Source organism: Pseudonocardia sp. Cha107L01, assembly GCF_052566575.1.
The window spans coordinates 6,128,735-6,146,770 of record NZ_CP199579.1 but is presented as its reverse complement, the minus strand read 5'-3'; the positions used below and the strand labels follow the sequence as shown (position 1 = coordinate 6,146,770).

Genomic DNA, 18,036 nt, shown 5'->3' with positions numbered 1-18,036 from the left:
GGCACGCGTACTGGTGGCGGCCGGCGCCCTGGTCACCGCCTGCGGGACTGAGCCGTCGGGCTGCCTGCGGTGCCTTCCCCCACTCATGACCGCACCCCCGGACGGGAACGTCGGCTCATGCGGTGGTGAGGTGTTCGGGGTGACACCGGTCTTTCCCTCCGTGGTGGGACAACCGGGCATCGGTTCGACCTGCTTCGAGGGGAGCCGAGCAGGGGGAGCGTCGAAACCAGCAGCCCGTCACGTCGACGCGAGTTGGGTACTCACGCCTTGGTCAACACACGTGATGCTAGGCAGGCGGATGGGGAGCGAGCCGTTGCATGAGAGCCGAGGTTACGCCGAAACGCCGATCGGGGCGTGCTGAGGGCTGAGGAACGTCCCTTTGGGCTATTCGGATCATTCGAATGGTCCGTTCGCGCCGATTGGCTCTCACGTTGCGTTTCCGGCCGCTCGCTCGACCGTTGGCGGCGGATAACGGGCCTCGTCCCCAGGTCGCCCCGCGCACAGGAGTGATCTGTCCGCCACTGGTTCGGGGGCCTGGTAAGCATGTGGGTGTGACGAGCGCGGATGGTGAGCGGGACACGCTGGACGTCGCCGTGCTGAGGCAGGCGGTCCACCTGCTGTACGAACGCAACTCGCCCGACGTGGAACTGCCCAGTCCGAGCGCGGAGTTCCTGCTCTTCGCGATGGCGCGGTTACTCGAGTCCATCGCCACCTCGCTGGAGCGCGGCGACGACGTGGCACCGGACGTGCGGGAGAACGCCGAGCGCATCGCGCGGCACATTGAGCACTACATCGACATCTACCTGCCGCTCGAGAAGTAGGGAACCAGCCCCGGGGCCATGGCTGAAAATCGACCGGCACCGACCGAGCAGCCACCGGCCGAGCCGCCACCGGTCGAGTTGTCATCCAGCGAACGGACCCGGCACCGGCGCCTGCGGGAACAGGGCCGGTCCGAGCGCGCGGAGCTCGACGCGGTGCTGCGCGCCGGTCAGCGATCCGGACGAGAAACTGACCGGCCTGCGCTGTCTGACCGAGCACCTGGTTCCGGTGCCGCCGCACATTGCCCAGCGGGCTGCGCGGCCCGGCTGAGCGGGCGCGGGTATCGGGTCAGCTGGGTGCCGAGCCGGCCCGTGCGGTCGCCAGCCGGAGCAGCACGCGGGTGGTGTGCTCGATGTGCTCGGTCAGCTCGGTGACGGCAAGGTCGGCTTCGCGGGCCAGAGTGGCTTCGAGGATCCGGCGGTGCTCGCCGGCGACATCACGGTGCGGTTCGTCGCCGAGCAGGCCTGACCAGCACCGGTAGACCTCGGTCGCGTCGCGCAGCGAGTCGGCGATGGCGCGCAGCCGCAGGTTCGGCGAGCCGGCGAGCAGCCGGTGGTGGAACGCGGCGTGCGCGGTGAGCCAACTGTCGTTCACCGCGCCGGAGTCGTCGAGCGCCGCGGTGCGGGCCAGGGTGTGGTGTGCCGCGACCAGGTCCGACTCGAACCCGACGTCACCGTGCTCGATCGACTGGCGCAGCGTGACCGACTCGACAAGCACCCGGGCCTCGGTCAGCTGGCGCAGGTCGTCGACCGAGACCTGGGTGACCCGGAACCCCCGCTGTGGCTCGGACACCACCAGCCCCTCGCCGGCGAGCCGGGGCAGCACCTCGCGGAGCATGCCGCTGCTGATCTCGTAGCGCTCGCACAGCGCGGCGGTCAGCAGCCGCGATCCGGGCTCATGACGCCCGCTCAGGATGTCGGTGCGCACCCGGCGGTAGATCTCCTCGACGCGCGACGCTGGCCCAGTCATGGTCCTAGTAGAACACTTTCTGCGACAATTTGACAAAATATCGAGACTTCATTGACTTTCCGAGACGCCGCTGCTTGTGTCTGGGGTAGGACACCGCGGCGGTTGACCGCCGTCGCGCACCACCGATCGTTCACCGAGGAGCCCGCGATGGCGCTGCACCGACTGGCCTCGATCACCATGGGGGTGCCCGACGTCCGGGAGGTGTCGGACTACTACTCCGAGTTCGGGCTCGAGCAGGTCGCACCAGGTCGGTTCGCGACCGTCGACGGTGGCGAGCAGCTGCGCATCGAGCACGCCGCGACCAGGCGGCTGGTGTCGGTCGAGATCGGGGTCGACGACGTCGAGGACCTCGATCGGGCGGCCCGTGACCTGGCCCGGTTCGGCGTGCCCACCGAGCGGGGCGCGGACTCGCTGGTCGCTGTCGAGCCGGTCACCGGCGTGCGCGCGACTCTCCGGGTGCTGCCGCACCTGGTTCAGACTCCGGTGCCGGCGACGCCGCTGCTCGACCGACCACCACAACATCCTGGTGCAGGCCGCGCCGGTGAACTTCCTGCACCACACCGCCTGGGAGGTCGACGACGTGGACGAGGTGGGCCGGGGGGCCTACCAGATGCTCGAGGAGCACCCGGAGCGGCACGCCTGGGGCCTGGGCCGGCACCACATCGGGTCCAACTTCTTCTGGTACCTGCGCGACCCGGCCGGCAACTTCTCCGAGTACTACTCCGATCTTGACGAGATCATCGACGATCAGCTCTGGAAGCCGGACGTGGTGGAGGGTGCCCGCGGCCTGTTCAACTGGGGCCCGCCGGTCCCGCCGTCGTTCGTCCACCCGGAGGATCTGGCCGCCATGATGACCGGCGCCCACTCCGCGCAGGGCTGAGGAGCTGGTTCGAGTGCCCCGTCCCCGTCTCGAGGTCCCCGTCCTGATCGTCGGCGCCGGTCCGGCCGGGTTGGCCGCCGCGCTCGCGCTGTCCCGGTACGGGGTCGAGTACCTGCTGGTGGAACGGCACCCCGGCACCGCGCACACCCCCCGCGCGCACATCATCAACCAGCGCACCGTGGAGATCTTCCGCCACCTGGGCATCGAGGACCGCTTCCTCGCGGCCTCCACACCGCAGGAGATGATGCGCAACAACCTGTGGGTGACCAGCGTGGCCGGGCGGGAGGTGGCCCGGTCCGAGACGTGGGGGACCAGCGACCGGCGTGCCGCGGACTACCGGGCCGCCAGCCCGTCCCCGATGGCGAACTGCCCGCAGACGGTGTTGGAGCCGCTGCTGCTGGAGTCCGCTCTCGAGGCCGGCGGCGACCTGCGCTTCCAGCACGAGTTCCAGAGCTTCAGCCAGGACGACGAGGGCGTCACCAGCGTCGTGCGCGACCGGGTCACCGGCGAGGAGTTCACCGTCGCGTCGCGGTTCCTGCTCGGCGGCGACGGCGCGCGCAGCCGCGTGCTCGGCCAGGCCGGGTTGACCGTCGAAGGGCCGTCGGGGCTCGCTCACGCGGCGAACATCTGGTTCCGCGCCGACCTGACCCGCTACCTCGCGCACCGCCCCGGCGTGCTGACCTGGAACGTGATGCCCGGTCCGCTGCCGCCGCTGCGCCTTGGCACCCTGATCTGCCACCGGCCGTTCACCGAGTTCGTCCTGGTGACCATGTACGACCCGGCCGAGGTGGACCTCACCGCGCTGTCCGAGGACGACATGGTGCGCCTGGTGCGGACAGCGGTCGGCGACGACGCGGTCCCGGTCGAGATCAAGGGGGTGGCCGGCTGGCAGGTGAACGCGCAGGTCGCACCCCGGTACTCGGCAGGGCGGGTGTTCTGCATGGGCGACGCCGTGCACCGCCACCCGCCGACGAACGGTCTCGGCCTGAACATGTCGATCGCCGACGCGTACAACCTGGCCTGGAAGTTGGCGCTCGTCCTCGACGGGCGCGCCGGCCCGCGCCTGCTGGACAGCTACTCGATCGAACGCCAACCGGTCGGTGCCCAGGGCGTCGACCGGGCCATCACCAGCCTCCAGGAGCTGGGCGAGATCGACGCCGCGCTCGGCTTCACCCCGGGCCAGTCCGCCGAGGACGGCTGGGCCACGCTCGAACAGCTCGACGAGCCCGGACCGGCCGGCGAGGAGCGGCGCCGGGCGCTGCGGGCGGCGGTGGAGATCACCGAGTACCAGTTCAACGCGCACGGCGTCGAGCTCGGCTACCGCTACGGCGGTCCGGCGATCGTGGTCGACACCACGCCGGGGCCGCCGCCGGCGCGCGACCCGCAGCTCTACTACCAGGCCACCAGCCGCCCGGGGGCCCGGGTGCCGCACGCGCGGCTGGAGCGCGACCGGACCACGTTGTCCACGCTCGATCTGGTCGACGGCCTCGGGTTCGCGCTGCTCACCGGGGTGGGCGGCGAACCGTGGGCGGACGCGGCCGCCGACATCGCGCGGCGGACCGGGGTGCCCATCGCGGTGCACGTCATCGGCGCGCCCGGGCCCGGCGCACTGACCGACCCCTACGGCGAGTGGGCCGCCGTCCGCGAGATCGAGCCCACCGGCTGCGTGCTGGTCCGCCCGGACCGCCACGTCGCCTGGCGGGCCGTTCGGTTCGACGCCGACCGCGCCGGTGGCCTTGCGGCGGCGGTCGAGGCGGTGCTGGCCCTCGATCGCGCGGCACCGGACCCCGCGCCCGCGCACCTACCGGAGCCGGCCAGGCGCTAGCTTCGTCGGGTGCGGGTGGTGGCGGCGATACGGGCGTTGGCGGTGGCCGGCGCGTTGCTCGCCGTGCTCGCGGCGTGCGGGGCCACGCCGGTGCAGGCGCGGGAGACCGCGACGGTGCACCGGGGGTCGATCACCACGACGGTGTCGGCGACCGGGGCGCTGTCCGGCGCCACGCCCGGTCCGGGCAGCGTGGCGGTCATCCCGTTCCAGGAGTCGGACGCGGCGAACATCATCGCCGGCCAACGGGCGCGCGTCACGGTCACCGCGGTACCCGGTCTGGAGCTCGACGGCAGTGTGCTCGCCGTCGCCCCGGCTGGGGTGGACATCTCCGGGGTGACGAACTACTACGTCACGGTCGTCCTGGCGGCGGGCGATCCCCGGCTCAGGGCCGGGCAGACCGTCGAGGTATCGGTGATCACCGCCTCGGTGGACAACGCGCTCGTGGTGCCCGACGCCGCCGTGACCAGGGAGGGCGGCCGGTCGTACGTGAACACCCCGGGCCCCGGTGGAGAGCCGGTGCGGGTCCAGTTCCAGGCCGGTGTGTCCGGGGGTGGGAACACCCAGGTGCTGTCGGGCCTGAGTGAGGGGCAGGTGGTCCTGCTGACCCGGTCGGCAGCAGGGACCTCCGGGACCGGTTGACCTGTTGCCGGGACGGTCCGGAGGGGTCTCAGGGACGATGGTGCAGACTGGCGCGGTGCGTCTAAAGGATCACTCCGAGGGGGCCTCGGTGTACGGCCGGTCGGCGCTGGTGGCCGCCGTTCTCGGCACCGTCGTCGTGCTGGCCTGCGCGTGCTCGAAGTCGCCGCAACAGCCGGAAGCAGCCAAGCAGCTGACCATCTGGTTGACCGGTTACTCCTGGCAGGACAACACGCCGCCCGGTTCGTCGGTCGTGGGTGAGCCGGTGTTGCACAAGCAGGCGGATGGGCAGGGTACGTTCGCGGACCCGATCACGGTGGCGGTGCCTGGTCATGAGGGCAAGATGGCGTGGCAGCCGGGGACGAAGTTCTATCTGCCGACGGTGCAGCGGTATGTGATCGTGGAGGATTCCGGTGCGGCGAAGCAGCCGGCGGGTACCGATACGCACCTGGACATGTGGATCGGTGGCCAGGACGGCACCAAGCAGGCGACCGATGACTGCGAGAACACCTTCACCGGCAGGGTGGCGGCCCAGGTCAACCCGCCGGACAACCTGCCGGTGATGGCCGGTCCGATCTTCGCCAACCAGAAGTGCAACATCCCCGCCCAGCCCGCCGACATGGGGACCTACAAGGACGCCAGCGGCGACAGCGACAGCGACGGTGGCAGCGGCAGTGGCCATCACGGGCACCACGACAGCGACGACAGCGACAGCGGCGGCAACTAGCTGACCGCGCGTGCCGCCGAGTCGATGGGATCGGCGACACGCGCGGACGGTCAGGCGGGTTATTCGGACAACGTGCCCACCGACTCGGGGATTTCGCGGGTCTGCCTGCGGTGTGACACCGTCTGGTAGATAACCAGCGCTATGAGCACTCCGAACAGCAGTCCGGACGCCCCGAATGTACCCAGGCCCACTCCGCCTTCGTCGTGGGTCTTTGTCAGCGTATTGCCGGCATTGGCGCCGAACGGGCGGGTGAGCACATACGCAACCCAGAACAGGAGAGTGCCCGATATCGGGGTCAGGTAGTGCGCGGCAACAATCAGCGCGAGTGCCGCGGTGAGCAGAACCGTGCTGGTGACGAATCCGATCCCGGTGTTGTGGGCCAACAGGTCGCCGCTCGAGGTGCCCAAGGTGTTCGAGACCAAGGTTGCGATCCAGTAAAGCACCTCGCCCCGGAACGTGCTGATTCGCTCGACGTTCATCGTCTGACCACTGGCTTTCCAGACAATGAACACGATGACGAGGCACGCGGTCAGAACCAGTGCGCCGCCCAGGTAGCCAAGGCCCGCGGTCCGGTTCATGAAGTCGGACATCGTCGTGCCGGCGGTGCTCGTGGTGAGGATCACTGCCCAGAATATCGCCGGGTGGTATCGCTTTGCGCGCAGCTGGGCTATCAGGCTGACCGCGAACAGGGCAAGGAACAGGAAAGTGCTGCTGAGATACCCGAGATTGAGAGTTTGCGACACCATGTCGGCGCCAGTCTCACCGAGAGTGGTAGCGATGATCTTCATGATCCAGAAGGTCACAGCGACGATCGGGAGCTTACTCATACCAGCCTTTCGCAAGTGCGGGCGGGCGGTGCCCGGAGGTTCACAACGTCTATCTCAAGCTTCCATGCGCAGGTTAAGGTGACGGCAATCCGCCAGTTAGCAAGCGTCCAATTTGATCGTGAATGCGTGCATGCGCAGAGCCATGTCCGGTGCGCTCGGGGTGCGCGTCCTCCGGATCGGGTGAGCGTGCCGGCGATCGCCCGGCAGCCCCTCGCGCGGGATCGCGGGCAGATCTTGCCGAGCGTTTGCCTTCGCACGTCCAAGCGCTTGCGCCCCGCTGCGTAACTTTGGCCCCATGCTGATCAAATATTCTGGCCAGACACCGCGCGACATCCCGGCGCCGTCGCCGGACCGTTGGTCGCCACGCCGGGCCGCTCCGATCCTCCTCGGTGCACTGCTGGTGACGCTGGCGCTCTCCTACGCCAACCCCCATGCCACGGCGATCTCAGGGACCCCCCGGGCGGGCTGCGTCGAGGTCTCCCCGGGAGCGGTCAACCTGTTGGGGGCCATGGAGGGACAGCCGCCGGTCCCCGATCGGGGCCTACTCGCACAGGGCGGCTGCGCCACCCGGTAGGACGGTGGACGCCGCGGCCGACCGTTCCGGCGATCACGCTCTAGGCTCTCGGCTCATGGTTCGACAGCTCGACGATGCGACGGACATGCTGCTCACCTCGCTGTTGGTGGCCGACGGCCGCGCCACGCTGAAGAGCCTCGCCGAGGCGAGCGGGCTCTCGTTGTCGGCGGTACAGGCGCGGGTGCGTCGGCTGGAGGCGGACGGTGTGATCCGCGGCTACGTCGCGGAGGTCGACCCGGAAGCCGTCGGCCAGCCACTGGCCGCGTTCATCTCGTTGACGCCGCTCGACCCGGCCCATGAGTACGAGATCCCGGCAACCCTCGAGGGTCTGAGCGAGATCGCGTCGTGCCACTCCGTCGCCGGGGACTTCAGTTTCATGCTCTTCGTCCGGGTGGCGTCACCGACCGCGCTCGAGACGTTGATCCGGGAGATCCGCACCCGGGCCAACGTCGCCACCCGGACGACCGTCGTGCTGCAGACATCGTTCGAACGGCGGGCCCAACCGGCGGATACGCCACGCTGACAGGAACTTATCCGGTAATGAGTCGATCCTGACGGAATATTTACCGTATAGTGCGGGGGTATGACGGTAACCTGCGCTGCCCCCGTGCGGCTCACCGCCGCGGAAGTCCATGCGTCGATCGGTCGGCACCTGCTCGCCGACGGCTACGACCTCGTGCTGGATCTCGACCGTTCCCGGGGCTCGGTCCTGGTCGACGGGCGGGACGGCACGGAATACCTGGACCTCTTCACCTTCTTCGCGTCGTCCGCACTCGGGATGAACCATCCCGCGCTCGCCCAGGACGAGGAGTTCCTCGGCGAACTGGCGCGCGTCGCGGTGAACAAGCCGAGCAACTCCGACGTCTACACCGTCCCGATGGCGCGGTTCGTCGAGACCTTCGCGCGGGTGCTCGGTGACCCGGCGCTGCCGCACCTGTTCTTCATCGACGGCGGCGCGCTCGCGGTGGAGAACGCGCTGAAGATCGCCTTCGACTGGAAGAGCCGGTGGAACGAGGCGCACGGCATCGACCCGGGTCTCGGCACGAAGGTGTTGCACCTTGAGCACGCCTTCCACGGTCGCAGCGGGTACACGATGTCGCTGACCAACACCGACCCGAACAAGGTCGACCGCTTCCCGAAGTTCGACTGGCCGCGCATCCCGTCGCCGTCGATCAACGGCCATGCCGACGTCGCCGCCGCCGAGCGGACCGCCCTCGCCGCGGCCCGCGCCGCGTTCGAGGCGAACCCGCACGACATCGCCTGCTTCATCGCCGAGCCGATCCAGGGGGAGGGCGGCGACAACCACTTCCGGCCGGAGTTCCTCCGGGCGATGCAGGTGCTGTGCCGCGAGTTCGACGCGCTCTTCGTACTGGACGAGGTGCAGACCGGCGTCGGCATGACCGGCACCGCCTGGGCCTACCAGCAGCTCGGCGTGCAACCCGACATCGTCGCGTTCGGCAAGAAGGCCCAGGTCTGCGGCGTGATGGCCGGCGGCCGCCTGGACGAGGTCCGAGACAACGTGTTCGCCGTGTCGTCGCGCATCAACTCCACCTGGGGCGGCAACCTGACCGACATGGTGCGCGCCCGCCGCATCCTCGAGGTCATCGAGAGCGAGGAGCTCATCGAGTGTGCGTCGGCTCTGGGCGTGCACCTGCATGCGGAGTTGCGTGCGCTCGCGGCCCGGCATCCGGTGCTGTCCGAAGTGCGCGGCCGAGGTCTGATGTGTGCGCTCACGGTGGCGGACCCGGCGCTGCGTGACGAGGTCGTGACCCGGCTGCGCGAGGACGAGCGGGTGATCCTGCTCGGCTGCGGTGTGTCCAGCCTGCGCTTCCGGCCCGCCCTGACCGTGTCGGTCGAAGAGCTGGACCGGGCTGTGACGGCGCTCGACCGGGTGCTCTCCGCTCTGGGTCACTAGAGCCGAGAGGAGCGGCGGCTCCTGTAGCTGGGCATCGGCTTCCTGCGTGTCCGACGCGGAACTGGCCCGACTCGACGCGGCCTGACGGAGCTCGGCACTACGCGGTCACGGACAGACCTCACGTTCCGGTCGCGTGCGACGTCTACCCGGTACACACCGCTCTACCGGAGGAGTTCCCGATGACCGCGACCCATACCGTCGTCGACTCGCCGCTCGGTGCACTGACTCTCGTCGCGGAGCGCGGTGCACTGACCGGGCTGTACTTCCGACACCACTGGTACCTACCGGACCGGGCCACCTTCGGCCCGAGGGTCGAGCACGGCTACGACGAGGCGAAACAGCAACTGGCCGAGTATTTCGCGGGGGACCGGCAGGCGTTCGACCTCCCGCTGCGCGCGGCCGGCGACCAGTTCCAGCGCCGGGTGTGGGCGCTGCTCGCGGACATCGGGCACGGGTGCACCACCACGTACGGCGAGCTCGCCCGGGAGCTGGGCGACCCGTCGCTCGCGCGTGACGTCGGCGCCGCGGTCGGCCGCAACCCGCTGAGCATCCTCGTGCCGTGCCACCGCGTCGTCGGCAAGGGCGGCAAACTCACCGGCTACGCGGGCGGGCTCGACCGCAAGCGGTTCCTCCTCGACCTGGAGAAATCGGGCGCGGAGCCGATCGGAACGCTCTTCTGACCCGGGCCCTAGGCTGGCGCCATGGCCTTGCTGATCGCTCAGGAACTGCTGCTCGTGGCCTACCGCGAGGATGGCACCGCGCACGGCAAGGGGACTGAGCTGGACATGGCGCTCGGCGGCGCGCTGCTGGTCGAGCTCGCGCTGTCCGGCAACGTGGAGCTTGCCGAGAAGGATGTGGTCGCGGCTGGTCAGCGTCCGGTGCCGGCTCACCCCGAGCTGGCGGCTGCGCTGACCGCGATCGCGACGAAGCCGCGGCGGCCGAAGTCCTGGGTGCAGCGGCTGGCCAAGGGAGCCCGGCGCCGACTGCTGGACGACCTGGTCGCGCGGAACGTGCTGACCGAGGAGGGGTACCGCCGCCTCGGTGTCCTGCCGGCCCGGCGCTACCCGGCCGTCGACCCGGGGCCGAGGCAGGCGATCGAGGCGCGGCTCAGGGCGGTGGTGATCGACGGTGCCGATCCCGACGAGCGCACCGCCGCGCTGGCCAGCATGCTGGCCGCGGCCGGCCTGGAGCGGCGGGTGTTCCCCCGGGACGACCGCAAGCTGGTCAAGCGGCGGCTGAAGGAGATCGCGGAGGGCGACTGGGCGGCGGCCGCGGTACGCAAGGCGATCCGGGCCGCGCACGCGGCGACCATGGCCGCTGTCAGCGCGGCGAACTCGGCGGCGGCCTCCGGCAGCTGAGCTCGTGCCGGGACCGCCGGTCACCCGGGGTGAAGATACGAGAAGGGCGCCGGACCAGAGGTCCGACGCCCTTCTCGTGTTCCGACGTGCAGGATCAGTTGCTGCCCGCGCTGTCGTCCCAGCTGTTCTTCTGCTTGCAGTCGCCGTCGTGGCTGTCGCTGTTCTTCTGGCCCTTGGCCAGAATGCCCAGCGCGCCCTCGATGACCGAGTTGTTGCACGCCTGGATCGGCACCTGAACGGCGCTGTCCTGAACGTTCACGAGACCGAGCTGCCCGTGCGCGCCGTCCAGAATGCCATTGGCGAAGGCGAGCGGACTCACGGCCAGTAGACCTGCAGCGGCGGCCGCCACCACGATTCCAGCCTTCTTCAGCACAGTTACTCTCCTGTTCAAATCGGCGACGTCGCTTGACGAACGCCTTGGCTGTCAGCGGTGATTGGGGAGCCCTCGCTGACGACGACGAATATAGCGGACGTTCTCAGTGATTCCTACACAGGCATGCCGAAAGTAGGCCAGAACTTCGACCCCAAGAAGGCGCGCTCCCTTTCGGGTGAACGAATTTATGGCGAGAGTAATCAAATGAAGGGTCTACGATGATTCAGCCGAATCAAGCGGGTGAGTCGGGTAACTCTGTGTAGCGATCTGCTCGGGCGGATCGCGGCGCGACGACCGCTCAGGAGATGCTGAGCTGGTTGCAGCGCAGGGCCAGGTCGCCGGCGCAGACGTCGTCCGAGCTGACGGCGCCGCTGTCGAAGACCTGCTTGATCGTGTCCAACGTGACCGATGCCGGTGCCACCGCGACGGCACGGGCCGCGCCCGCCTTGGCCGGGTCGCCGAGCGTGAGCCGGTCGGCCGCCGGGCGGTCTCCACCGGCCAGTGCGGCGGCGAGTTTCGCGGTCGCGCCGGCCTGGGACTCAACGGGCGCGTACACAGTCATGAACTGCTCCCCGCGCAGGATCGACTTCAGTGCGTCCGGGCTCGCGCCGAACCCGGTCACGGTGACCTTCCCGGTCAGCTGCTTCGCCCGCAGTACCACGATCGCGGCGGCGGCGACCTGGTCGTTGGCCGCCACCACACCGTCCACCGACCCACCGGCCGCGGCCAGCAGCCTGGTGAACGCCGCGGTCGCCGCTGGGTTGCCGGCGGCGGGGTCACCGGCACCGGCGGCCTCCGCGCCGGAGGGGAGCCGTTCGCTGCCCGCCAGGTTGTAGCTGCCCTTGTCGTACCTGGGCTGCAGGATGTTGCGCTGCCCCTCGGCGAGCTCGGCGACGGCCGAATCGGTCGGCCCCTGCTCGAGCTCGACGATCTTGGCGGCCGGAGTTCCGCGCACGCCCCGGATCAGCCCCCGGCCCTGCAGTTCGCCGATCTTGCGGTAGTCCAGGGTCAGCGCGTAGTCGGCCGGGCTGCTCGTCCCGCGCAGGTCGTAGTCAATGGTCGGTACGCCGCGCTTCTTCACCTCGGCCACTACGGCCGCCTCGACCGCGTCATCCGGCGTGGCTATCACCAGGACCTTCGATCCGTTGTTGATCATCTGGTTCGCCATTGCGATGAGCGGGGCCGCGTCCCCGGCGATGTTTTCCACGGTCGGCTCGAGACCTTCGGTCCGCAGTACGCGCTCGAGAACCTGTGCGTCGGCGTCCTCCCAGTGCGGCGCCGTGTCCGAGGTGGGCAGGATGACCCCCACCTTCGGCCTGTCCGGTGCCGCCGGGCCCGAACACCCGGACAGGACCAGCGCCAGCCCGACCACCAGCCCGACCCCACCCGCTCGGCTGCTCATGATCCGTCCCCTGGTTGTCATCAGTTGTCGAACTTCCGCCACGGCTGCTGACCGATGTAGTTGCGCACCCGGGCGGTGTAGTTGAGCGAGGCGGAGTCCTTCCACCTGCCCGACTTGTGCCATCCCACGCAGCCCCACAGGTCGCCGGGTGCGTAGTCGCCGCCGAGGTAGGTGACCCATCCCTCGTAGCAGCTGCGCATGCGCGCGCCGTAGTAGTCCACGTTGAACGCGGTGCTGGTCTGCGACAGCGGGTACGAGCCGGGTAGGTCCAGACCCTTGAGCTGCAGGATCCCGAAGCTGGTCGGACACGGTGGCGCGACGCCGGCGGCGCAGTCCGCGGCGTCGTCGGACTGGTCGCCGGTGGTGGACTGGTCCCAGTCGCTCTCCTGGTAGGCGGCCGCACGCAGCGTGTTGACATCCAGGCCCCACTTGCAGGCACCCCACTGCAGGATCTCCCCGGTCGTGCCGGTGAACCTGCCGTCGATCCGGGGGACGAACGTCTTGTTGGCCTGCTCGGTGAAGTCTTCCCAGATCGGCATCGAAACCTTGTCCGGTACAACGCTGTTGGCCTTCGCGTTGTCCGGCACCTCCTCCGGATGCCCGCGCACAACCCGGTAGGCGCAATCGTCGCCGCTGGGCAATGGCGCCCCCACCGGAAGCGTGCTGAAGCCCTGATCGGATGGCTGTTCTCGGGAGCTGGACGAGCATCCGGCGAGTGACAGTGACGTGACCAGGGCGAGCGTCAACCAGGTGATGCTTCCCCCGGCGCGCTTGCGCCGACCCACAATCCCCCCAAAGGCGTGGCACGATCGGACAGCGGAGTTGCCGTGCGAGCCGGCATTCGTACGGACACCCACTCGAAAGCAACGCTGAAAGGACCGTACTGGTGAGGATCCACCCATCCAAGAAAATTGGGAAACCCTTTAGGTGTCAGTGTCCGGACTCCCCATGGGCGTGATCTACCACATCGCTTACCGCGCAGACTGGGAGCAGGCGCGTCGCGCCGGGCAGTACTCGGTGTCCACCCGAGGCGTCTCATTGGCCGAACAGGGCTTCATCCATGCGAGCACGGCCGCGCAGGTGGCAGGGGTGGCCAACGCCTTCTACACCGGCGAGGAGGGGCTCACGGTGCTCGTGATCGACGAGGACAAGGTGGGCCCGCCCATCGAGTACGAGCCGCCCGCCCCCGGCATGGCCGAACTGTTCCCGCACATCTACGGCCCGTTGAACACCGACGCGGTCATTGATGTCCGCCCGCTCGAGGCGGGCGGCGACGGCCGGTTCGCCTTCTCACCGACGTAGTCCGGAGTCGACGTACCGCATCGCCGTCTCGGTCTTCAGCCGCTGGATGGAAGCCGGCGCGAGACCGTGCGCGGTGAGCAGCCGGCGAAGTGCCTTCGCTGAACGGTTCGAATACTCGGGCCGGCATTTGGTCGACAGCTCGAGAACTTGGCGCCCGTCGGGGTACTGCCAGCTCTCGAGCGTCAGGCGGGGCAGCCCCGGCACCCGTCCGGTCCGCTTGAGCACCGGGATCGGCCCGGACGGTCGCAGGTCCTTCACCGCCCGGGGATCGCCGGTCAGGCAGCGCAGGAACAGTTGCTGTTCGGCGGAGCAGACGGCATGCCAGGACCCGCCGCGGCGGACCGTGTCCGCCAATACCGATCGGCGCGGCAGATGCTTGACCGAGGCGCACCACATCGTGCGATGGGGCAGCGCATCGAGTTCCACGGCCAGTCGGGACAGGCGACGTACCGCCTTCGGCAGCGGGAACGGCAGCGGGCTGCGCATCTTGAACACCAGGTCGGCGCCGCCCGCGCCGCCGAGGCGGGCTCGAGCGACGAGCCCGCTCCGGCGCAGCGTGCGGTCGGCGTTGTCGAGGTAGTAGACCTCGCCGGCCGTGCCGGTGCCGGCGGCAAGTCCGAGCACCTGAGCCACCTCCGCGGCCGTCTGGTACTCGGGGTCGAGCTGAACCTTCAGCTCGACCCGGTGCACCGAACCTGTCCGCCGGAGCGTCGAGGGCAGCGTGTCCCAGTACGCCATGGTTCGGCAGGTGCCGACGTGACCGGCGTGGCCGGGATGCCGGCGATCGAGCACACACCAGCGCCCCCTGCCCGAGATGGGGGCCGCCCGAGGAGCCGACGTCGTGCTCAAGCCAATCTCCCCCGATGTGCGCGGACCGGTTGCCTACCCGCTGGCGGGGCACCGAAACGTTCAGCCGGTTGCGCCGATCTCGCGGGCGATGAGCATGCGCTGGGCTACTGCTCGGCGCGCTCGCGTGCCTCGTCCGCCGCGGCCTTGGCGCGCGCCTTCTCGGCGGCCGCCTCCTTGCTGGCCACTTCACGCTGCGACTCGGCCTTGTCCTGCTGCGCCCTGCCTTCGCGCTTGAGCGAGTCGTTGCCGGTCAGGGTGCCGGTTGCTTCCTTGACCTTGCCCTTGGCGTCCTCGACGACGCCCTTCACACCGGACTCGGGACCGCTGTCCTTCTCGACCATGTCACGCCACCTTCTGATCGTTGTGCGGGACCGCGCACCGGTCGGGGCGCGGGCGAGTAGTGCATTCCCTTTCGCCCGCGTTTCACACCCGGGTGATCGGAGCGGCGTCTGCCGCGCCCTACCGCGCCAGGCAGGCCTGGACCCCGCGCTGCCCGCCGAGATTGAACGACGCGATCCGCTGCGCCCCGTCGCCGTGATCGCGTTGGCTGGTCCAGGGATAGGTGTCGGACAGCGAGGTGAGGGTTGCGCCCAGTTCCTGGTTGTCGCCCGGCTGCAGCCTGATCAGGCCGTCGCGCTGAGCGCCGGTCAACGTCGCGCCCGCCAGGCAGTCGGCCTGGAGCTCGGCGGCAACTGATACCAGGTAGCGGTTGAGCCGGAACTGGATCGCGTGCCCCCACTCGTGCGCGACGATCAGGTAGATCCAGGCGTCGCCGACCCGTTGGTAGCCCGCGTCCATCAGGTTCTCGTCCCAGGCCAGGAAGTCCTGGGCGGGGCAGTAGAACGCGTTGAACGGCAACGCCGGTTGTCCGCCGCAGGTGGGGCCGCCGCTGCCGTGGTAGCCGCCGGCGACCCGAGGGCTCCGGTACGGCTTGCCGAACAGCTCGGTGAAATGCCGCCGCCAGAACCCGTCCACCGCCGCCACGGCGGCCCGCTCGGCCTTCGTGGCACCTCCAGCGCCGGGCGCGGCCACGACCAGCCGCACGCGCGCCGGCACCGGTGATGATCCGGTGGGCCCCAACGCCGCCCCCTGGGTGGGCAGCAGCAGGCACACCAGTACCGCAACTGTGATCGCGCCGGTCCGCACAGGGATCAGTCTGAGTCGATCCCGGCGAACTCAAACCCGGCAGACCCCAACGGCTGGACCGGACAACTCGTTGGTGTGGTGCAGGGCCGGCTGTCACCCTGTTCGCCAGTGCCGGGACGGGGAGCGCGGTGCGCGAGGGAGGGGCCGGTGACCGCGGCCGAGGACGTTCCGCCGGAGATCGTCGCACGGCTGCGCGCGGTATGCCTGGGGCTGCCGGAGGCCTACGAGGAGCAGGCGTGGGTGGGTACCCGTTGGCGGGTGCGCAGCCGGACCTTCGCCCACGTGCTCACGGTCGACGCGGGGTGGCCGCCGGCGTACGCGCGGGCCGCGGCGACCGACGGGCCGGTGACGGTGCTGACGTTCCGGTCGAGCGGTCCGGACCTGGACGCGCTCAGCGTGGCGGGCGATCCGTTCTTCCGGCCGGTGTGGGCGCCCAACATCGTCGGGATGCTGCTCGGCGCCGCCGTCGACTGGGACGAGATGGCCGAGCTGCTCACCGACAGCTACTGCGTGCTGGCGCCGAAGAAGCTGGCCGCGTTGGTGCGGCGGCCGCCCGGCTGAGGGGCAACCTCGGGTGCCGCCGGCCGTCAGCCCGCGGACAGCCAGGAGACGTCCGCCTCGGGGTTGTCCAGGCAGAGGCACAGTTGGCCCAGGGTGTCGGCGTAGGTGACCACGGTGATCCGGCCGTCCGGGAGCGCCGAGAAGATGATCTCCGCTGTGCCCATCGGCCAGCAGCTGGCACGGAGCACGTGCGGCCCCGAGTACACCGGCAGCTGGATCGTGGCGCCGAGGGACAGGCGTTCCAGCGGCCGCTCATCGAGGCTGAGTCGGAACCGCCGCCCGTTGCCCGGGACCGGGAGGACAGGTCTATGAATGATCAACCAGCACATCGGGCGTCACTCCTCGACGGGTCGTTCGCGCGCGGGCGCAATCGCGGCAACCGCTCCGTGCGGCGACTCGTCGAGCGCGGGTCGCGTGCTCGGCCGCGCCACGGCACCGCTCGTGGGGTGTGTGGTCAGGTCGGCCTGCTTTTCCCGGTGGACCATGTCCGCGAGCACCGCCCGGTCGTACCTTGACTCGACCTCATGGGCGCGTCGCTGGGCCTTCGCCGCGGCCTTACGAGCGTCCTTGCGGGATTCCCGCAGCGACCTGCGCTGTCTGGTCGACGCTTTGACTGCGCTCTCGAGAACGCTCTGTTGGCTCTTCGCCTCGCGCAACGCGGCCTTTTGCTGTCGACGCAGCCGGGTGAGCGACTCCAGCCGTCCTTCGAGGTCCGTGAGCTTCGCGGTGGCGGCGGCGGCGGTGGATCTGGCCACCTGCATCTTCTTCCGGCGGCGGGTGAGCTTGGCCGCCTCCGCTCCGGTCGACTCCTCGTGGGGCAGGGACTGGTCACTCATGTCGCGCTCCCGGGTTGACGCCGGCCGCATCCGGGCCGGGCGGCTGTTCCTGTACCGGGCTTACCCGTGTTCGGCCAGGTCATGCGGGGTTTCCCCCCGACGGCCTAGTGGGCTCGTCCGGTGAGCCGACTACTGCGGGGTGCGGCGGTGCGGGCGCGCCCGGTCGGCGGTACGGCCCTGTCCGCGTCCCCGCCGGCGCCAGGACGAGCCGATGCGGCGGTCGGCGCCTACCCTCGCCGGATGCGCCATCACGACCTGGTCGTCATCGGCACGGCCCGCCGGCGCTACGGCGTTCGGCTCGGCGGACAGGTCTCGGAGGTGACCGGCGAGGAGGGCGACATCCTGATCACCCTGGACGACGGCGCCGCACTTGAGGCGGACACGCTGCTCGTGGCGGTCGGCCGAGTGCCCAACAGTGATCGGTTGAACGTTCGTGCGGCCGGGATCGACATGCACCCGGACGGCCGCGTCGCCGTCGACAGCCAGCAGCGCACGAGCGTCCCCGGCATCTACGCCCTCGGCGACCTGAGCACAGCGGTGCAGCTGAAGCATGTGGCCAACCGGGAAGCGCGGGTCGTGGCGCACAACCTGCTGCATCCCGACGACCCCATCGAAACCGACAACAGCCCCGTGCCCGCCGCGGTGTTCACCAACCCGCAGATCGCCAGCGTCGGCCGGACCGAACAGGACTGCCGCGACGAGGAGCTCGATTACACCGTCAGTACGCAGCCCTACTCCGACACCGCCTACGGGTGGGCGCTGGAGGACACCACCGGATTCTGCAAGATCATCGCCGAACGGGGCAGCGGGCGGCTGCTCGGTGCCCACCTCATGGGTCCCCAGGCGCCGACGCTGATCCAACCGCTGGTGATCGCCATGACCTTCGACATCGGTGCGCGCGCGCTGGCCCGGCGGCCGTACTGGATCCACCCGGCGCTGCCGGAGGTGGTGGAGAACGCCCTGCTGAAGCTGACGGTCCAGCGACCTTCGGGTTTTGAACGCGCTCGTTCTGCCCATCCTCTCCCCGGGCCCGGACG

General features: G+C 69.8%; 22 protein-coding genes and 1 pseudogene. 13 read left to right on the top strand and 10 right to left on the bottom strand.

Going from position 1 to position 18,036, the window contains the following annotated elements:
• Positions 1-551 precede the first annotated feature (551 nt).
• The gene (locus ACTXG6_RS28800; RefSeq protein ID WP_445182533.1) at positions 552-821 is read left to right on the top strand and encodes a hypothetical protein; all 270 of its coding nucleotides are present in this window, start codon (positions 552-554) and stop codon (positions 819-821) included.
• A 286-nt stretch (positions 822-1,107) separates the two neighbouring features.
• Here the strand turns inward: ACTXG6_RS28800 and ACTXG6_RS28795 are convergent, their stop codons facing one another.
• On the bottom strand, positions 1,108-1,788 hold the full coding sequence (locus ACTXG6_RS28795) for a GntR family transcriptional regulator (RefSeq protein ID WP_445182532.1): 681 nt from the start codon (positions 1,786-1,788) through the stop codon (positions 1,108-1,110).
• Between the two features lie 526 nt (positions 1,789-2,314).
• Between ACTXG6_RS28795 and ACTXG6_RS28790 the strand changes: the two genes are divergently transcribed.
• The 4 genes from ACTXG6_RS28790 to ACTXG6_RS28775 are packed head-to-tail and all read left to right on the top strand — an operon-like array spanning position 2,315 to position 5,856.
• Positions 2,315-2,668 (top strand): hypothetical protein, encoded by a 354-nt coding sequence (locus ACTXG6_RS28790; RefSeq protein ID WP_445182531.1) that lies wholly within the window; start codon positions 2,315-2,317, stop codon positions 2,666-2,668.
• Between the two features lie 13 nt (positions 2,669-2,681).
• Positions 2,682-4,493 carry an FAD-dependent monooxygenase gene (locus tag ACTXG6_RS28785; protein ID WP_445182530.1) on the top strand — a complete coding sequence of 604 codons (1,812 nt, stop codon included), beginning with the start codon at positions 2,682-2,684 and terminating at the stop codon, positions 4,491-4,493.
• 18 nt (positions 4,494-4,511) lie between these two features.
• Positions 4,512-5,132, top strand: a complete 621-nt coding sequence (locus tag ACTXG6_RS28780) for an efflux RND transporter periplasmic adaptor subunit (RefSeq protein WP_445182529.1) — start codon at positions 4,512-4,514, stop codon at positions 5,130-5,132.
• A gap of 55 nt (positions 5,133-5,187) precedes the next feature.
• Positions 5,188-5,856: a hypothetical protein gene (locus tag ACTXG6_RS28775; protein WP_445182528.1), complete on the top strand. Its 669-nt coding sequence runs from the start codon at positions 5,188-5,190 to the stop codon at positions 5,854-5,856.
• A 59-nt stretch (positions 5,857-5,915) separates the two neighbouring features.
• On the opposite strand, the gene ACTXG6_RS28770 is transcribed toward ACTXG6_RS28775, so the two are convergent.
• Positions 5,916-6,659 carry a COG4705 family protein gene (locus ACTXG6_RS28770; protein WP_445182527.1) on the bottom strand — a complete coding sequence of 248 codons (744 nt, stop codon included), beginning with the start codon at positions 6,657-6,659 and terminating at the stop codon, positions 5,916-5,918.
• 319 nt (positions 6,660-6,978) lie between these two features.
• On the opposite strand from ACTXG6_RS28770, the gene ACTXG6_RS28765 reads away from it, so the two are divergent.
• The 5 genes from ACTXG6_RS28765 (at position 6,979) to ACTXG6_RS28745 (ending at position 10,530) form a co-directional block, all read left to right on the top strand.
• On the top strand, positions 6,979-7,257 hold the full coding sequence (locus ACTXG6_RS28765) for a hypothetical protein (RefSeq protein ID WP_445182526.1): 279 nt from the start codon (positions 6,979-6,981) through the stop codon (positions 7,255-7,257).
• A 55-nt stretch (positions 7,258-7,312) separates the two neighbouring features.
• On the top strand, positions 7,313-7,780 hold the full coding sequence (locus ACTXG6_RS28760; protein WP_445182525.1) for an Lrp/AsnC family transcriptional regulator: 468 nt from the start codon (positions 7,313-7,315) through the stop codon (positions 7,778-7,780).
• Positions 7,781-7,840: 60 nt separating this feature from the next.
• Positions 7,841-9,172 carry an L-lysine 6-transaminase gene (lat, locus tag ACTXG6_RS28755; RefSeq protein ID WP_445182524.1) on the top strand — a complete coding sequence of 444 codons (1,332 nt, stop codon included), beginning with the start codon at positions 7,841-7,843 and terminating at the stop codon, positions 9,170-9,172.
• A 179-nt stretch (positions 9,173-9,351) separates the two neighbouring features.
• Entirely contained in the window at positions 9,352-9,852 is a 501-nt protein-coding gene (locus tag ACTXG6_RS28750; protein WP_445182523.1) for a methylated-DNA--[protein]-cysteine S-methyltransferase, read from the top strand.
• A gap of 21 nt (positions 9,853-9,873) precedes the next feature.
• Complete coding sequence (locus tag ACTXG6_RS28745; protein ID WP_445182522.1) at positions 9,874-10,530, top strand: GOLPH3/VPS74 family protein; 657 nt, start codon at positions 9,874-9,876, stop codon at positions 10,528-10,530.
• 94 nt (positions 10,531-10,624) lie between these two features.
• Here ACTXG6_RS28745 and ACTXG6_RS28740 read toward each other — a convergent pair whose 3' ends face one another.
• The 3 genes from ACTXG6_RS28740 to ACTXG6_RS28730 form a co-directional block, all read right to left on the bottom strand.
• On the bottom strand, positions 10,625-10,903 hold the full coding sequence (locus ACTXG6_RS28740) for a hypothetical protein (RefSeq protein ID WP_445182521.1): 279 nt from the start codon (positions 10,901-10,903) through the stop codon (positions 10,625-10,627).
• A gap of 298 nt (positions 10,904-11,201) precedes the next feature.
• Positions 11,202-12,305 (bottom strand): substrate-binding domain-containing protein, encoded by a 1,104-nt coding sequence (locus ACTXG6_RS28735; protein ID WP_445182520.1) that lies wholly within the window; start codon positions 12,303-12,305, stop codon positions 11,202-11,204.
• Between the two features lie 20 nt (positions 12,306-12,325).
• Positions 12,326-12,844, bottom strand: coding sequence for a hypothetical protein (locus ACTXG6_RS28730; RefSeq protein ID WP_445182519.1), 519 nt, complete (start codon positions 12,842-12,844; stop codon positions 12,326-12,328).
• Between the two features lie 394 nt (positions 12,845-13,238).
• On the opposite strand from ACTXG6_RS28730, the gene ACTXG6_RS28725 reads away from it, so the two are divergent.
• Positions 13,239-13,607, top strand: a complete 369-nt coding sequence (locus ACTXG6_RS28725; protein WP_445182518.1) for a DUF952 domain-containing protein — start codon at positions 13,239-13,241, stop codon at positions 13,605-13,607.
• On the opposite strand, the gene ACTXG6_RS28720 is transcribed toward ACTXG6_RS28725, so the two are convergent.
• From ACTXG6_RS28720 to ACTXG6_RS28710, 3 genes are all read right to left on the bottom strand, one after another.
• The gene (locus ACTXG6_RS28720) at positions 13,596-14,345 is read right to left on the bottom strand and encodes a hypothetical protein (RefSeq protein WP_445182517.1); all 750 of its coding nucleotides are present in this window, start codon (positions 14,343-14,345) and stop codon (positions 13,596-13,598) included. The two genes, ACTXG6_RS28725 and ACTXG6_RS28720, sit on opposite strands and share 12 nt — an antisense overlap.
• 215 nt (positions 14,346-14,560) lie before the next feature.
• Complete coding sequence (gene mbp1 / locus ACTXG6_RS28715) at positions 14,561-14,797, bottom strand: microaggregate-binding protein 1 (protein ID WP_445182516.1); 237 nt, start codon at positions 14,795-14,797, stop codon at positions 14,561-14,563.
• Positions 14,798-14,915: 118 nt separating this feature from the next.
• Positions 14,916-15,602: a hypothetical protein gene (locus ACTXG6_RS28710; protein WP_445182515.1), complete on the bottom strand. Its 687-nt coding sequence runs from the start codon at positions 15,600-15,602 to the stop codon at positions 14,916-14,918.
• Between the two features lie 147 nt (positions 15,603-15,749).
• Between ACTXG6_RS28710 and ACTXG6_RS28705 the strand changes: the two genes are divergently transcribed.
• Positions 15,750-16,163 (top strand): MmcQ/YjbR family DNA-binding protein, encoded by a 414-nt coding sequence (locus ACTXG6_RS28705; protein ID WP_445182514.1) that lies wholly within the window; start codon positions 15,750-15,752, stop codon positions 16,161-16,163.
• Positions 16,164-16,189: 26 nt separating this feature from the next.
• Here the strand turns inward: ACTXG6_RS28705 and ACTXG6_RS28700 are convergent, their stop codons facing one another.
• The gene (locus tag ACTXG6_RS28700) at positions 16,190-16,492 is read right to left on the bottom strand and encodes a hypothetical protein (RefSeq protein WP_445182513.1); all 303 of its coding nucleotides are present in this window, start codon (positions 16,490-16,492) and stop codon (positions 16,190-16,192) included.
• Between the two features lie 6 nt (positions 16,493-16,498).
• On the bottom strand, positions 16,499-16,999 hold the full coding sequence (locus tag ACTXG6_RS28695; protein ID WP_445182512.1) for a hypothetical protein: 501 nt from the start codon (positions 16,997-16,999) through the stop codon (positions 16,499-16,501).
• A 240-nt stretch (positions 17,000-17,239) separates the two neighbouring features.
• Here ACTXG6_RS28695 and ACTXG6_RS28690 point away from each other — a divergent pair.
• Positions 17,240-17,899, top strand: a pseudogene (locus tag ACTXG6_RS28690) (FAD-dependent oxidoreductase); the annotation flags it as partial.
• Positions 17,900-18,036: the final 137 nt, after the last annotated feature.